This window comes from Pseudomonas sp. SDO5522_S412 (assembly GCF_054071215.1).
Map to the genome: position 1 here is coordinate 145,869 of NZ_JBSVWQ010000002.1, position 15,028 is coordinate 160,896.

The 15,028-nt window shown below is 59.4% G+C and carries 11 protein-coding genes and 1 pseudogene; 7 read left to right on the forward strand and 5 right to left on the reverse strand.

Annotated features, from left to right (window positions below; translation table 11 throughout):
• Positions 1–155: 155 nt before the first annotated feature.
• A pseudogene (locus ACW9I6_RS01300) lies at positions 156–287 on the forward strand (OprD family outer membrane porin); the annotation flags it as partial.
• Here the strand turns inward: ACW9I6_RS01300 and ACW9I6_RS01305 are convergent.
• On the reverse strand, positions 276–1,376 hold the full coding sequence (locus ACW9I6_RS01305) for a polyamine ABC transporter substrate-binding protein (RefSeq protein ID WP_457338751.1): 1,101 nt from the start codon (positions 1,374–1,376) through the stop codon (positions 276–278). The pseudogene ACW9I6_RS01300 and the gene ACW9I6_RS01305 sit on opposite strands and share 12 nt — an antisense overlap.
• A 39-nt stretch (positions 1,377–1,415) precedes the next feature.
• On the reverse strand, positions 1,416–2,231 hold the full coding sequence (locus ACW9I6_RS01310; protein WP_457338752.1) for a carbon-nitrogen hydrolase family protein: 816 nt from the start codon (positions 2,229–2,231) through the stop codon (positions 1,416–1,418).
• A gap of 124 nt (positions 2,232–2,355) precedes the next feature.
• Between ACW9I6_RS01310 and ACW9I6_RS01315 the strand changes: the two genes are divergently transcribed.
• Complete coding sequence (locus ACW9I6_RS01315) at positions 2,356–3,138, forward strand: response regulator transcription factor (protein WP_457338753.1); 783 nt, start codon at positions 2,356–2,358, stop codon at positions 3,136–3,138.
• 4 nt (positions 3,139–3,142) lie between these two features.
• Here the strand turns inward: ACW9I6_RS01315 and ACW9I6_RS01320 are convergent, their stop codons facing one another.
• Positions 3,143–4,246 carry a DmpA family aminopeptidase gene (locus tag ACW9I6_RS01320; RefSeq protein ID WP_457338754.1) on the reverse strand — a complete coding sequence of 368 codons (1,104 nt, stop codon included), beginning with the start codon at positions 4,244–4,246 and terminating at the stop codon, positions 3,143–3,145.
• Between the two features lie 238 nt (positions 4,247–4,484).
• Between ACW9I6_RS01320 and ACW9I6_RS01325 the strand changes: the two genes are divergently transcribed.
• On the forward strand, positions 4,485–5,399 hold the full coding sequence (locus ACW9I6_RS01325; RefSeq protein WP_457338755.1) for an AraC family transcriptional regulator: 915 nt from the start codon (positions 4,485–4,487) through the stop codon (positions 5,397–5,399).
• A 2-nt stretch (positions 5,400–5,401) separates the two neighbouring features.
• On the opposite strand, the gene ACW9I6_RS01330 is transcribed toward ACW9I6_RS01325, so the two are convergent.
• Positions 5,402–6,151, reverse strand: a complete 750-nt coding sequence (locus ACW9I6_RS01330) for an SDR family NAD(P)-dependent oxidoreductase (RefSeq protein WP_457338756.1) — start codon at positions 6,149–6,151, stop codon at positions 5,402–5,404.
• A gap of 318 nt (positions 6,152–6,469) precedes the next feature.
• Here ACW9I6_RS01330 and ACW9I6_RS01335 point away from each other — a divergent pair, with 318 nt between their 5' ends.
• The 4 genes from ACW9I6_RS01335 to ACW9I6_RS01350 are packed head-to-tail and all read left to right on the forward strand — an operon-like array spanning position 6,470 to position 13,385.
• A complete protein-coding gene (locus ACW9I6_RS01335; protein ID WP_457338757.1) occupies positions 6,470–7,660 on the forward strand; it encodes an MFS transporter in 1,191 nt (396 codons plus the stop codon).
• A gap of 45 nt (positions 7,661–7,705) precedes the next feature.
• Positions 7,706–8,821 carry an efflux RND transporter periplasmic adaptor subunit gene (locus tag ACW9I6_RS01340; protein ID WP_457338758.1) on the forward strand — a complete coding sequence of 372 codons (1,116 nt, stop codon included), beginning with the start codon at positions 7,706–7,708 and terminating at the stop codon, positions 8,819–8,821.
• A gap of 18 nt (positions 8,822–8,839) precedes the next feature.
• Positions 8,840–11,941 (forward strand): MexW/MexI family multidrug efflux RND transporter permease subunit, encoded by a 3,102-nt coding sequence (locus tag ACW9I6_RS01345; RefSeq protein ID WP_457338759.1) that lies wholly within the window; start codon positions 8,840–8,842, stop codon positions 11,939–11,941.
• 10 nt (positions 11,942–11,951) lie between these two features.
• Positions 11,952–13,385, forward strand: a complete 1,434-nt coding sequence (locus ACW9I6_RS01350; protein WP_457338760.1) for an efflux transporter outer membrane subunit — start codon at positions 11,952–11,954, stop codon at positions 13,383–13,385.
• A gap of 853 nt (positions 13,386–14,238) precedes the next feature.
• Here ACW9I6_RS01350 and ACW9I6_RS01355 read toward each other — a convergent pair.
• Positions 14,239–14,988: an SDR family NAD(P)-dependent oxidoreductase gene (locus tag ACW9I6_RS01355; protein ID WP_087692989.1), complete on the reverse strand. Its 750-nt coding sequence runs from the start codon at positions 14,986–14,988 to the stop codon at positions 14,239–14,241.
• Positions 14,989–15,028 lie beyond the last annotated feature (40 nt).

Below are 15,028 nucleotides of genomic sequence, written 5' to 3' on the forward strand. Positions count from 1 at the left end.
AGCGCTGACGAAACGCTGTACCAGGACTGCCGCTTCCTGCAGGGTGATGACCGAGACCAGGCGGGCTTGGCCGTGAACTGAGTTATCGATTACTCCAATGTTTAACGAGGCGTATCAGCCCACCTATTACATATAGCGGCTCTGCGTACGCCCGCATCGGTCAGTTTATCCAGGAAGACGAGAAGACCTGGATGCTCAACTACACCTACAACTTCGCCGCCGTCGGCGTGCCCGGTTTGACCTTCCTCCCGCGCTTTTTAAGCGGCAACGGCACCTCAAGTACCACTTTTGACCTTACTCCAGATCCGCGTACGCACCCGCTCCAACTTCAGTGGCAACGGTTCCAAAGGAAACAGCGTATCCAGCACCACTTTCGAAGGGTAGACACCGGGATTCTCCCTGACCTTTTCATCCACCAAACTGCGGGCATCCTTATTGGCGTTGGCGTAACTGAGGTAGTTGGAAGACTGTGCGATCACTTCCGGACGCAACATATAGTCGATGAAGGCGAGCCCTTGCTGAGGGTTCGGCGCATCGCTGAGCAGCACCAGGCTTTCGACCCAGACCGGCGCGCCTTCTTTGGGGATGCTGTACTGAATCTTCCGGCCACTGCCGGCGGCGTCGGCAGCTTTCTTGGCGTCCATCACCCCGCCGGCCCAGCCCACTACGGCGCAGATGTTGCCGTTGGCCAGATCGGTAATAAACCGTGAAGAATCGAAATAGCGAATGTGCGGGCGCAGCTTGAGCAGCAACGCCTGGGCTTTCACATAGTCATCGGGGTTTTGGCTGTTGTAAGGCAAGCCCAGGTAATGCAAGGCGATGGGGATGATCTCGCCTGGCGCATCGAGCATGGCCACACCGCATTCGCTTAATTTGGCAAGGTTCTCTTCCTTGAAAATCAAATCCCAGGAGTTGACCGGTGCCTCGGCGCCCAGAATCGCCTGGACTTTGTCCACGTCATAACCGATTCCCGTGGTGCCCCACAGGTAAGGCACGGCGTAGCGATTACCGGGGTCGTTAGTCTGCACCTTCGCCAGAATATCCGGATCAAGGTGGGACAGGTTGGCCAGCTGCGTGCGGTCCAGCTCCTTGAGCACACCGGCTTTGATCAGGTTCGGCAACAGGTCGCCGGTGGCCACTACCACGTCATAACCGCTGCGCCCGGCCATGAGTTTGCTCTGCATGACCTCGCTGTTATCGAACACGTCATACGCAACCTGGGTGCCGGTCTGCGCCTGGAAGTTCTTCAGCGTGTCCGTGGCAATAAAGTCGTACCAGTTGTAAATATTGACCTTCGGTTCGGCGGCCTGAGTACACAGCACCACGCTGCTGAAAAACACAGCCAGACTCCATTGCATGCATCGAATGACGATCATGAGAACTCCCGATTATTGTTATGAGGGGGTAAAGCGCGATCAGTGAATCAGCCATTCACGGCGGCCGTCGGCATGTTCCACGGTCTCACCGGGGAGCGTCAGGCGGCGGTCATTGAGGTAGTGATAATCCATGCGGGCGGCGTGGACGTGCGTCAAGTCCAGGCTGATGGTTTGCCGTGTTTCCTCGCGCCCGGCCTCGAACAGCACACGGCCGAACGGGTCGATCACGGCGCTGCCGCCGGCAAACACCAAGCCGTCATCGCCCTGCCCCACGCGATTGACCATCACCGCAAACACCTGGTTTTCCTGGGCCCGCGCCATGATCGCAGTGCGGTGCACCGAGCCGTAAGGGTCCATGTTGCCGTTGGTGACGATGATCAACTCGGCGCCCAATTGGGCGAGTGCGCGTGCGGTTTCCGGCAGTTCGATGTCGTAGCAAATCAGAATGCCGATACGCACACCTTTGAAAACGACAGTGCCGAAACGGTCGCCAGGCGTGATGTCGCCCCGCTCTGAAGGCCACAGGTGGGTCTTGCGGTAAGCCAATGAAAGCCCATCAGGTGTGATCAATACTGAAGTGTTGTAGAAGACGCCCGCGTCGTTCTCGACCAGGCCGATGACCACCGCAACATTGCGTTCTCGTACTGCCTGTTGCACCGCTTGCAGCGACGGGCCTTCAAGGGTTTCTGCAACCTGCGCCAACTGCTCGCCGGCGACGAAGCCCATCAAATGGGTTTCAGGGAAAAGCAGCAGGTCGGTGTCTGCGTCGCAGTGGGCGATGGCTTCTAAGGCGCGCCTCAAGTTATAAGCGGTATCGCCATCGCGACCGGCTAACTGCATGAGTTCAATCTTCATGGCTGATCCTTGCGTATAGTTGAGGCCGTGCTGACACCGTGTGTACGCAGGCCTGAAACGAGTATGGGCTGTACCCAGGTGGCAAAAAAACACTTCGATGGGGTACCCCCGAATGGGTAGTGAGATGAATCTGACGCTGCAGGATGTGGCTTGGCATGACGCGGTCGGCCGGTTGATCGAGACCCTGGACCGCCCTCATTTCTGGCGATCAATGGCCCGCCTGCTCGGCCGATATGTGCCGATGGACAACTGGGTGGTGCTGATTTTAGGCGCCGGCAGGCCCCAGGTGCTGGCTGAATCCCAAGATGAGGATGGCGGCAGCGATTCGCTGTTCCAGGACTACCTCAAGGGGCTCTACCTGCTTGATCCCTTTTACCTGGCCAATCGGGAGTCACCCAAAAGTGGCCTGTTCCAACTCGATGATGTCGCCCCCGAATGTTTTGAGCAGACCGATTATTACCAACGCTACTTTCGCCTGAACGTGGTAGCCGACGAGATCCATATAAACGTACAACTGGATCCTGATCGGACCTTGAGCCTTTCACTGGGCAGCCACTGCCGCTTCAGCCAGGAACAAATCGCCTTATTGCGGCTGATCCAGCCATGGGTGGCCGGGTTGATGCGCCAGCGTTGCGTGTTTGAACAGGAAATCAAGCGCACACCGGAGCCAGCACCGGACTGGCAGGAGCGCCTGCAGTCACCCGCGCTGCAAATCAGCGCCGCGTTGTCGACCCGCGAAGCAGAGGTCGCTCAGTTGATGCTCAGTGGCTGCTCGAATAAAGAGATCGCACGCAAACTGGCGATCTCGGCCGAGACCGTGAAGGTGCATCGCCGGCACCTGTACAACAAGCTGGGGATCAAGTCTCAGTCTGAGCTGTTCCTGTTGTTTCTTCAGGCTCAGGACTAGGCCCTCAAGGCTGGGGTGCCCAACCGACTTTCGCCATCGCCGCCAACAACTGGTCGGGCTTGAGAGCCAGGGCTTTTCTGCCGCGACCTTGCACGTCGTTGGCGGCCAACATCGCGTTGAGGATCGCTTCTTCGACAGCATCTGCGGCGGCCACGAACAAGGTCGTCATGTAGTCGTTGTTGACCATTTTCAATGGCGTCGTCGCGGGGCCCGGATGCCCCAAGTTGGCAACCGGCAGGCCGCTATTGCCGACCGAAAACGCAATGAAAATATCCCCACTGTCGTCTTCCGTGCCGCCGCCGACCCGCGCCAATCCGATGCTCGCTCGCTGGGCCAGGCGTGTGCACTGGTGAGGCAGCAACGGTGCATCAGTAGCAATGGTGATCACGATGGACCCCATGCCGGGCACACCGACGTTCACCGGGCCGTCGTAAGGCGAAGGAATGTCTTTCAACACACTTCCCACGGAGTAACCCGCAACGCGTAAAGCATCGCGTACACCATAGTTGGCTTGCACCAGTGCGCCGACGGTCCAACCGCCCTCCTCGCTGCTCAATACCCGCGATGAGGTGCCAATGCCGCCTTTGAACTCATGGCAGATCATGCCTGTGCCGCCACCGACGCAACCTTCCTGCACCGGGCCGCTGCGGGCATCGGCCAAGGCGGCCTGAACGTGTTCGGCGCTGACGTGTTGGTCCCAGATATCGCTGAGGATGCCGTCGTAGGTTTCGAGCACCACCGGCATGCACCAGTAGGTGTGCTGCTTGCCCATCTCACGCTCGGCGGCCACCAACGCATCACGCACCACGCCGACACTGTGAGTGTTGGTGTAGGCGATCGGCGTGGTCAGCAACCCCGCCTCGCGAATCCATTCCAGGCCGGTGGCGTCACCGTTACCGTTCAGCACGTGGACGCCTGCAAAACACGGCGCCAAATGCGCCGCAACCGGGCGCGGCTCGATAATGGTCACACCGGTATGCATCGAGCCATCAGCGCTTTCAGCATTGAGGGTGTGGTGGCCGACGCGTACGCCAGGCACGTCGGTGATGGCATTGAACGCCCCAGGTGTGCCTGAACCGATTGCGATGCCAAGGTCTCGTAAGCGCATGTTTTAACTCTCAATAGTCGAGTGAAGAACGTGCAGGGAGTCTAGGCTGGAGGCTGGGCGCTGGCGATAACCCCCTGTTGTTACCCCAGGGACGTTATCCAGCCATCGCTGCGACGATGGCGAGTGGATCACGGTGCCTGATGCCGCTGTAGGGTAAAGCTCATATTCAAGCGTGAAACCTGGATGATCTATGTTATAAAATGCCGCTTACTTTATTTTCCGTCCAGTCAGGTGATGCATGGATCCTCTGTCCGACGTCCTCTCATTGTTGAGAGTCCGTAATTACCACTCCGCCACACTCTCCTTGGGCGGCGATTGGGCCTTCACCTTTCCCGAGCGCGAAGGCATCAAGTTCACGGCGGTGGTCAAGGGCAACTGCTGGCTGCAAGTGGAGGGCGAACAGCAGCCGCAGCGCCTGCAACAGGGCGATTGTTTTCTCATGACCCGCGGCATGCCTTTTTCTCTGTACAGCGATATGTCCCAATCGGTGATGGACTCCGACGGTCACTTTCAAACCCTGGCGGCGGACGAATTGGCCCTGCATTACGGCGGCGACGACATCCAGTTGGTCGGTGGCCGCTTTGACTTCAGTGGTGTCCCCACCCAGTTGTTGCTCAGCAGCCTGCCCTCACTGGTTCACGTGCAGGCCAATGATCCGCAGGCATCGCTCCTGCGCTGGGCGCTGGAGCGGTTCACTTCGGAGCTGCAACAGAAGCGCCCCGGTAGGTCGCTGATGAATGAGCACTTGGCGCACCTGATGCTGGTCGAAGTCCTGCGGACCCACCTGGCGACCCTGGACAGCACTGGCATCGGTTGGTTTTACGGCTTGGCCGACCGCAACCTCAGCGTCGCCCTGAGCGCAATCCATGCTGACCCGGCCCATCGCTGGAGCGTCCAGGAACTGGCGCAGCTGACAAGCATGTCGCGCTCGGCATTCGCGCTGCGCTTCAAGCAGGTGGTCGGTGCGGCACCGATGGAGTACCTGACGCACTGGCGCATGTTGCTGGCCAGCGACCGGTTGAAAAACTCCGATGACGCCGTGTCCACCATCGCGTTTTCATTGGGCTATGAGTCCGAGAGTGCATTCAGCACAGCGTTCAAACGCGTTATGTCGCAGTCGCCCCGCCATTATGTGCGCGAGCACACCGCCTAGGCTTAATGCAGGCCGCCGCCGATTATCAGGGTTTCACCGGTAATCCAGCTCGCATCCGACGACGCCAGGAACGCGACGGCGGGTGCAATATCCTCGGGCTGACCGATGCGACCCAGCGGCGTAATGGCTTCGATCTTCTGGCGGAATGCGTCTTCGAAGAAACCGCTGGCATGCACGCCCTCGGTGACCACCAACCCTGGGTTGACCGAGTTGACCCGGATATTCCTGGGCCCCAACTCATTGGCCAGGGTGCGGGTAATAGCGTCCACCGCCGCCTTGGAGGCGGTGTACACCGTCGAGTTGGCAGGTGTGAACGAGGTAACGCTGGAGCTGATATTGACGATGCTGCCGCCTTCCAAATTGAAGACCTCGACCGCGGCCTGAGTACATTGGATCAGCCCCAGGACATTGAGGTTGAATTGGCGGTGAAACTCCTCCTGCGTAATGTCAGCCAACGGGTTGGTCGAATAGACGCCAGCATTGTTGACCAGGATGTCGAGGTGGCCATGCTCATGCACAATGGTTTTGAACAGCGCCTTAAGGTCGGCGCTGTTAGAAACATCGGCCTGCACTGCGTAGGCCCTGGCGCCGGTCTGCAGAATCTGCTCGACCACGCGGTCGGCATCCTCACGGCTGCTGGCATAGTTAACGATCACGGTGGCGCCATCCTGGGCCAATTGCTTGGCAATGGCCGCGCCAATGCCCTTGGAGGCGCCGGTCACCAGCGCGACTTTCTTGTGCAGCTTTTTCATGTTCATACCCTTCTGTTACTGGCTGAAAATCAGTGAATCCAGCTTAAGAGCAACCCCCAGGCGGGTTAATAGCCAGTGCTCCAAAAAAGCTTCGTGATCGTCCAGCCGACAACGTACAGATTGCCTCCCCCGTTCATTTCGCTTGAGCCGCTTAGCCCCATCCTTGGACGATGACGAATAAAGCCTGGGGTTTCGGGCATGGTGCCAATCGCCCCGGTCCGTATCATTTGCCAATGGGCCAAGCCCTCTGACACCCATCCACATCCCTCTTGCAAACATTCACTCGGCAAAAGCCCTGAGCGCTGGGCTGGGAGACTCATGTCCGTCGATATCACTAAACACGGCTCCAAAGGCCTGTTGTTTTTTCTTGCGCTGTCGCTGACCGCAGCGCTCATGAACAGCAGCGTACCCACGCCGCTGTACCCGTTTTACCAGGAACACCTGCAGATCAATGCGGTGGACCTGACGTTTATATTCGGCGCCTATGGTGCCGGTGTTCTGCTGGCTTTGATGACCCTGGCGCGCATCGCCGGCCATGTCAAAGACCAGCGTTTTCTGCTGGTTGCGGCCATTGTGCTGGTGCTGATCGGCGCCTGGCTGTGCGCTGCATGTGATTCGCTGTGGGCCCTGTGTGCCGCCCGTGCCATTTCCGGGCTTGGCGCGGGGATCATGACCACCGCTGTGAACGTGTCGCTGGTCAGGTTCGGCCCGCTGGACAACGGCAAACTGGCGGCGACGTTGGCGACGTTAGCGATGATAATCGGACTGGCCCTCGGCCCGGTGGTCAGCGGCGCCGCGTTGCAACTGAATCTGTACCCGGCCAGCCTGCCCTTCTGGTTGATCATGGCATTGGTGGCTGTCGCCGCCGTCGGCGCATTGATGCTCTGGCCGCGCAACGCGATCCAGGCGGACACGCGGGTGCGCCACGAACAGTCGTCGTTACGTGAAGGCTTGCGCGGCATAGGTCGGCCTTTTCACTTCTGTGCGTGGTCGGTGTTTTTCAGCTGGTCGTTCACGGCCTGCGTCTTCGTGATCGGCCCCAGCGCTGCCGAACAGCAACTGGGCCTGAGTGATCGCGGGGTGTTTGGCTACAGCATGGCGGTGTACCTGCTGATTGCCGGGGCCAGCCAGCTGTATTGCAAACGCCTGGATGCAGCGCGTGCGTTGCGGTCTGGATTGGTTGCCCAATGTGCAGCCTTCCTGCTTCTGCTGACGGCCTTCTCGATCCATTCGCTGACGCTCGCTGCGCTGGCCCTGGTGATCGGCGGCTATGCCTATGGCGCCATTTTTGTCGGTAGTGCGCGGCTGATCAATCAACTGGCAGCGGCCAACTGCCACGCCAAGTTGGTGGCGTATTTCTATATGACGATCTACCTGTTCAACGCGGTGCCCATTCCGCTTGGGCTGCTGGTGGACGCGATCGGGCTTGCCCCGAGCGTCCTCGCCGCCTTGATCTTTTTTCTGGGGCTCGGTGCCTCCATAACCTTGTTGAATGCTCGCCACCGTTGAGCCCTTCGGGCTCTTAATTTGTTGTCTTACGTTAGTACCGGAATCATGAATAAAAAACTTACAGTGTGCGTCACGGTTGCCGCAGTGCTCGTCATTGGCGGCGCCGTCAGCTTGTACCGGCAGTCCACCCCCGCTCGCCCCTCCGATGCGGCGAATACAGCACCGATGCCTGCGATCCAGGTGGCCGTCGCCACCGCAACGCAAGCCGATATGCCCACCACCGTGGCAGGTATCGGTGAACTTGAAGCCACCCGCCAAGTCATGGTCACCGCCGAAAGCGGCGGTCTGGTACGTGCCATTGCGTTTCAACCGGGCGAGCGGGTGAAAACCGGGCAAACCCTGGTGCAACTCAACGATGCCCCGGAACAGGGCGAACTGGCCCGGCTCCAGGCCCAAGCCGCCAACGCCAAAGCCCAGTTGCAACGGACCCGGCGTTTGCTGCCTCAACAGGCGGCGACGCAAGAGGAACTGGACCAGACGCAGTCCGCCTACGCCCAGGTGTTGGCCGATATCGTAAGGGTCCAGGCGCTGATCGATCAGAAACGCATCAAGGCGCCCTTCACCGGCGTGCTGGGTGTACGCAAGGTCAACCTGGGCCAGTTCGTGCAGGCCGGCGACGCCATGGTGTCACTGACCGACGCGCAGACGCTGTACGCCAACATCACCTTGCCCGAGCGCGCGCTGGCGCAGTTGAAAACCGGGCAGGAAATGAGCATCCGCGTAGATGCCTACCCGCAGCGCCCGTTCAAGGGCCGGGTCAGCACCCTCGAACCGCGCATCGACCCGGGCACCCGCACGGTGCTGGTCCAGGCCACGGTGCCGAACCCGGACAACCTGCTGACGCCAGGCATGTACGCACAGGGCGAAGTGCATTTGCCAGCCAAAAAAGACGTGATCAGCGTGCCCGAAACGGCCGTGAGCTACAGCGCCTATGGCGACTTTGTCTACGTGGTCGAGGGCGCTGATACGCAGCTGACCAACAGGGTACGCCAGGTCTACGTGAAGACCGGTGAACGCTCGGAAGGCCGGGTTGTGTTGCTTGACGGCGTAAAGGCTGGTGATCGCGTGGTGACCTCCGGCCAGTTGCGCTTGAGCAGCGGCGCCTCGGTACGCATCGCGCTAAAGGACACCGTCGGGCTCGATCAAACCTCGAGCCGCTGAGACACCAAGGATCTAAACATGAAATTTACCGACCTGTTCGTACGGCGCCCGGTGTTGGCGCTGGTGGTCAGCACCCTGATTCTACTGATGGGGCTGCTGGCCATAAACAACCTGCCGATTCGTCAGTACCCCCTGACGGAAAGCTCGACGCTGACGATCACCACTCAATACCCCGGTGCTTCGCCGCAACTGATGCAAGGCTTCGTCACCCAGGCCATCGCGCAATCTGTCGCCACGGTGGAAGACGTCGACTACATGAGCTCGACGTCGACCCAGGGCAAAAGCGTAATCACCGTGCGCATGAAGCTCAATGCCGACTCCAACAAGGCCATGACCCAGGTGATGGCCAAGGTCAGCGAGGTCAAATACCGCTTGCCGGAGCAAGCCTACGACCCCGTCATCGTGAAATCCTCCGGCGAAGCCACGGCGGTGGCCTACGTCGGTTTTTCCAGCCCAACCCTGTCAACGGCGGCCCTCTCGGACTACTTGCAGCGGGTGGTTCAACCGCAGTTGTCGTCCATTGAAGGGGTTGGCAGCATCGACCTCAACGGCGGGCAGAAAATGGCTATGCGCATCTGGCTGGATGCCAATCGCATGGCCGCCCATGGCATTTCCGGCAGCGACGTGGCCCAGGCACTGTTGAACAACAACGTGCAGGCTGCGCCAGGCCAGGCCAAGGGTTTGTATGTGGTATCGGATATCCAGATCAACACCGATCTGGTGGATGTCGCCGAGTTTCGGCAGTTGGTGGTCAAGTCCACTGCTGCCGGTGTGGTGCACCTGAGCGATATCGCCACCGTGGAACTGGGCGCGGCGTCCACCGACACCAGCGCCACCATGGACGGCGTGCAGGCGGTGTTTTTTGGACTGAATGCCGCGCCCAATGCCAACCCGCTGGTGATCGTCAAGAGGCTCAACGAACTGCTGCCGGGGATCCGCACCAACCTGCCGCCGGACGTAAAAGTCGCCGTGCCGTTTGAGCTGGCGCGGTTTATCAGTGCATCGATCGATGAAGTGGTTGGCACGCTGGGCGAAGCCATCGCCATCGTGGTGCTGGTGATTTTCTTGAGCCTGGGTTCGGCGCGGGCGGTGATTATTCCGGTGGTGACCATTCCCCTGTCGATGCTGGGCGCGGCCGCGTTCATGTCGATGTTCGGGTTCAGCATCAACTTGCTGACCCTGTTGGCCATGGTATTGGCCATCGGCTTGGTGGTAGATGACGCGATCATTGTGGTGGAGAACGTCCACCGTCATATCGAAGAAGGCAAGTCACCCACCCACGCGGCGCTATTGGGTGCGCGCGAAGTGGCGGCGCCCGTGATTGCGATGACCCTGACACTGGCTGCGGTGTATGCGCCCATCGGCCTGATGGGCGGGCTGACCGGGTCGCTGTTCAAGGAGTTCGCCTTTACCCTGGCCGGCTCGGTGGTGGTCTCCGGCATTATCGCGCTGACGCTGTCGCCGGTCATGAGCTCACTGCTGCTCAACAGCCAGATGAACGAAGGCTGGATGGCGCGCAAGGCCGAGAGCTTCTTCCATCGCCTGGGCAGCGCTTATGGCCGCGTGTTGGATCTGTCGCTGCATCACCGTTGGGTCACGTTCACGATTGCGATCATCGTACTGATCAGCGTGCCGTGGCTGTACAGCCGCGCCCAGACCGAACTGGCGCCGACGGAAGACCAGTCCACCGTCCTGACGGCCATCAAGTCACCACAGAACGCCAACATCGACTACGTCGAGAAGTTCGGCAAGCAATGGAACGACGTCATGGTGACCTTGCCGGAACAGAGCAACCTGTGGCTAATCAATGGCAGCAATGGCGTATCCAACAGCATCGGTGGGGTCAATTTCGTCGACTGGGAACAGCGCAAGCGCAATGCCGATCAGATTCAGGGCGACATGCAAAACCGCGCCAACACCATCGAGGGCAGCAACGTATTTGCCTTCCAGCTGCCGTCTTTGCCCGGATCTACCGGAGGCTTGCCGGTGCAGATGGTGATCAAAAGCGCTGGTGACTACAGCGTAGTCTATGAAGCGATGGAAGCACTCAAGCACGCCGCACGTGAAAGCGGCCTGTTCATGGTGGTGGACAGCGACCTGGACTACAACAACTCGGTGATCAAGATCAAAGTCGACCGTACCAAGGCCAACAGCCTGGGCGTGACCATGAAGGATCTGGGTGACACCCTGGCGGTGCTGGTGGGCGAAAACTACGTCAACCGCTTTGCCATGGACGGCCGCTCCTACGATGTAATCCCGCAGAGCCTGCGCGGCGAGCGGCTGACGCCCGAAGCGCTGTCACGCTTTTATGTGACCAGCGCCACAGGCGGGCAAGTACCGCTTTCCAACCTGGTCAGCGTCTCGACCGGCGTCGAGCCCAATCAACTGACCCAGTTCGACCAGCTCAACTCGGCGATCTTCCAGGCGATTCCTGCTCCGGGCGTGGCCATGGGCGACGCGGTGAAGTTCCTCGAGACGCAAGCCAAACTACTGCCGCCGGGTTTCACCTACGACTGGCTCTCGGATGCACGTCAATATCATCAGGAAAGCGGCGCGCTGGTCATGGCGTTCCTGTTCGCGATCATCGTGATCTACCTGGTACTCGCCGCGCAGTATGAAAGCCTGCGTGACCCGTTGATCATTCTGATCAGCGTGCCAATGTCGATTTGCGGTGCCTTGATTCCGTTGGCCCTGGGCATGGCGACTATCAATATCTACACGCAGATCGGCCTGGTGACCCTGATTGGCCTGATCAGCAAGCACGGCATCCTGATGGTGGAGTTCGCCAATGAAATGCAGGTCAAGCAGGGCCTGGATCGTCGCGAGGCGATTCTGCACTCGGCAAAGATGCGCCTGCGGCCGATCCTGATGACCACGGCAGCAATGGTGGCAGGCTTGATTCCCTTGCTGTTCGCTTCCGGTGCTGGCGCTCATAGCCGTTATGACCTGGGCCTGGTGATCGTCGTGGGCATGTTGGTGGGCACGCTGTTCACCTTGCTGGTTTTGCCGACCATGTATTCGTTCATTGCCGTCGACCATCGTATGGCGGCGACCACACCCCGCGCCCGTGCACTGGCCGCTGCCGATGCAGCCGACGCCGCCACGGCCCACCCGGTGTAAGGAGACACACATGCATCCTATCAATACCTTCGTGCTTCGCCCGCTGGCGCTGCTGGCCTGCTTGGCCTGGATAAGCGGCTGCACCGTCGGCCCGGACTACCGGGCCAGCAACGAGCCTGCGGTACAACTGACTCAAAGCCCCGACGCGGCGTTGTATAGCAACACACGCCTGCAACAGGACTGGTGGCGACAATTCCAAGACCCACAACTGGATGCGTTGATCGATCAAGCGCTGGCGCGCAACCATGACCTGCGCATCGCCCAGGCCCGGTTGCTGGAGGCGCGTGCGGTGCTGGACCAGCGACAGCTGGACCAACTGCCCACGGTGACTGCCAGCGGAGCTTATTCCCGTAGTCTGTCCCAGGCCAACCCCGGCCCGAGCGGTGAACGCAACCTTGCCAAGACCTATCAGGCCGGCCTGGATGCGCAGTGGGAACTGGACTTGTTCGGCAGGCTGCAGCGCTTGTCGGAATCGTCTTCGGCACGCGCCGAGGCCGTCGCGGCAGACTTGGCACAAACCCGCATCATAGTCACCGCCGACATCGCGCGTCACTACTTCGAACTGCGCGGTGCGCAACGCCAGCTGGCAGTAGCCAGCACCAACCTGTGCAATCAGGAGAAAACCGTCGAATTGGTCCAGGGCCGAGTAGATGCCGGACGCGGTACCGCCGACGAACTGGCCAGCGCCCTGGCCGAGCGCGCACGGGTGCGAGCCACGTTACCCAGCCTGGAAACCCGTCAAGCGCTTAGCCGTTATCGACTCGCCGTATTGACCGGATCGCGGCCCAACGACCTACAAGCGTTGACCGAACTTAAAACCTTGCCGGCTCTGGTCACACGCTTGCCGATTGGCCAGATCAGCGACTTGCTGCGCCAACGTCCCGATGTTGCCAGTGCCGAACGCACACTGGCGGCCTCGAACGCCGACATTGGTGCAGTGACGGCCGAGCTTTACCCAAGGATCGACTTGGGCGGTTTTCTCGGCTTCGTGGCCTTGCGCGGTGGGAATCTGGGCGAGAGTGGCAGCCGCGCGTTCAGCGTAATGCCCTCGGTCAGTTGGCCCGCACTGCACCTGGCCAGCGTCAAGGCTCGGCAGCGTGAAGCGCAGGCGCGTGAAGTGGGTAGCCGAGCGCGCTATGAGCAAGTGATGCTGAATGCGATCGAGGAAACAGAGAGCGCACTGACGACCTATAGCCTGTCGCAGCAACGGGTGCGTAGCCTTGCCGAAGCTGCAGCGCAAAGTGAGCGTGCTGCCCGGCTCGCGCATGCGCGTTTTGAAGCGGGCAGCGCGGCGTATCTGGCAGAGCTGGATGCTCAACGTACTCAGTTGAATGCTGAGGATGCGCTGGCACAGGCTGAAACCTCGTCGTATCTCAATGTAGTGCTGCTTTACAAAGCACTGGGTGGCGGCTGGAGTGCGCCTGAGCCGCTCGTCTCGAAGTGACCCATTGCCGCCCTGAACAGGGCGGCGTTTCAAGTTTACAACCGGCAATTGCGCGTTCCACAATTTCATCGACATCGCTTACTTGTGAAGCGCAGTTGGGAGCCTCAACCACCGCGGAATCAAGCGCACTGCGCAAACATAGATAAAGCCTCTGGATGTCCATCGGCTTAGATAACCAACTGTTCATGCCCATGCGAATGGAATGCTCGCCCTTGTCGCGCAGCGCATTGTCGGTGACGTCGATAGTCAGGATATTCACATCGCACTGACCCAGAGTATCGGCTGGTTAATACCCATCCATGAGCGGCATATCTACATCGGTCAGCAGCACGTCATAACCCTTGAGTTCCAATAGCCAAACCCAATCTAGGCTTCGCCCACTCCCTGTTTTGTGTTGTGCTGCTGCGCGTTACCACGCCGAGAGAAAGTGGCCGATGCACACATCGCCAGGGCATCAGCACATGCGCAACGAATGTCGATACACGTGCATCAAACATTCATATAGATTTCGTGCAAATGAAACGGTAGCAGGCGAGTCTCAATCAACCCGACTAGCAACATAAGCTACGGATATCGCAACGTCGGTGCCGTGTTGGATAGGGCTTTTTGTTGCTATAGGAATTTGAGGCAGAGCAACAACATAGGTTACCGCTGCTACGGCAACAGAAATTTTCTAAATCTCAGATATCTATCTGATTTTTATTAAAATAAAAACGCAACAGCGAGCGGACATGCCTGTTTTCACCAATCATATGATCCGTTATCAGGGTCAGTGCCAGCCAGATTTCAACCAGTGCACCACGCTCCTCATCGACCAAACCCAGCCTGTCTCGATTTGGTCGATGAGCCTGGATCACACCTGAGCGAAACCGCCATCCACGAACATCTCGCTGCCCGTCATGAAGCTGCTCTCATCCGATGCCAGGAACAATGCCGCATTCGCCACTTCATCTGGCTGCCCCATACGACCCAGCGGTACACGCGTAACCATCGAATCGACAATCGCATCCTTCTGGCCGGTACCTGATAGCGCTCTGTCCAAACCTGGTGTCGTTGTCGGCCCAGGTGATAGCACGTTCACGCGAATACCTGTGCCTTGCAGATCCAGCGCCCAGCTTCTCGCGAAGTTTCGCAGTGCGCCTTTCGACGCGCTGTAGACGCTGAACGCTGCGGTGCCCATCGAGGCCGTCGTCGAACCTGTCAGCACAATCGAGCCACCGGCGCTCATCAATGGCAACGCGTTCTGTACGGTGAACAACGTGCCTTTCACGTTCACGCCAAAGGTGCGATCAAACGATTCCTCCGTGATCGCACCAATGGGCTCCAGATCCCCAAGGCCCGCATTGGCGAACAACACATCAACACGACCTTTGTCAGCCTTGATCTGTGCGAATACCCGCTCAAGATCACGCAGGTTTGAAATGTCGCCCTGGATCGCGATCGCGTCATGCCCGATCAGGACCAAGGCTTTGTCCAGTTCATCCTGGCGGCGTCCCACGATAACGACCTGTGCACCTTCGGCCGCAAAGCGTATGGCGCTGGCCAAGCCGATCCCGCTGTTGCCACCGGTGACGACGGCGATTTTCCCGTTGAGCCTGTTCATGAGTGTTTCCTTCAAATGTTGAGGCCCAAGCGTAGATCTG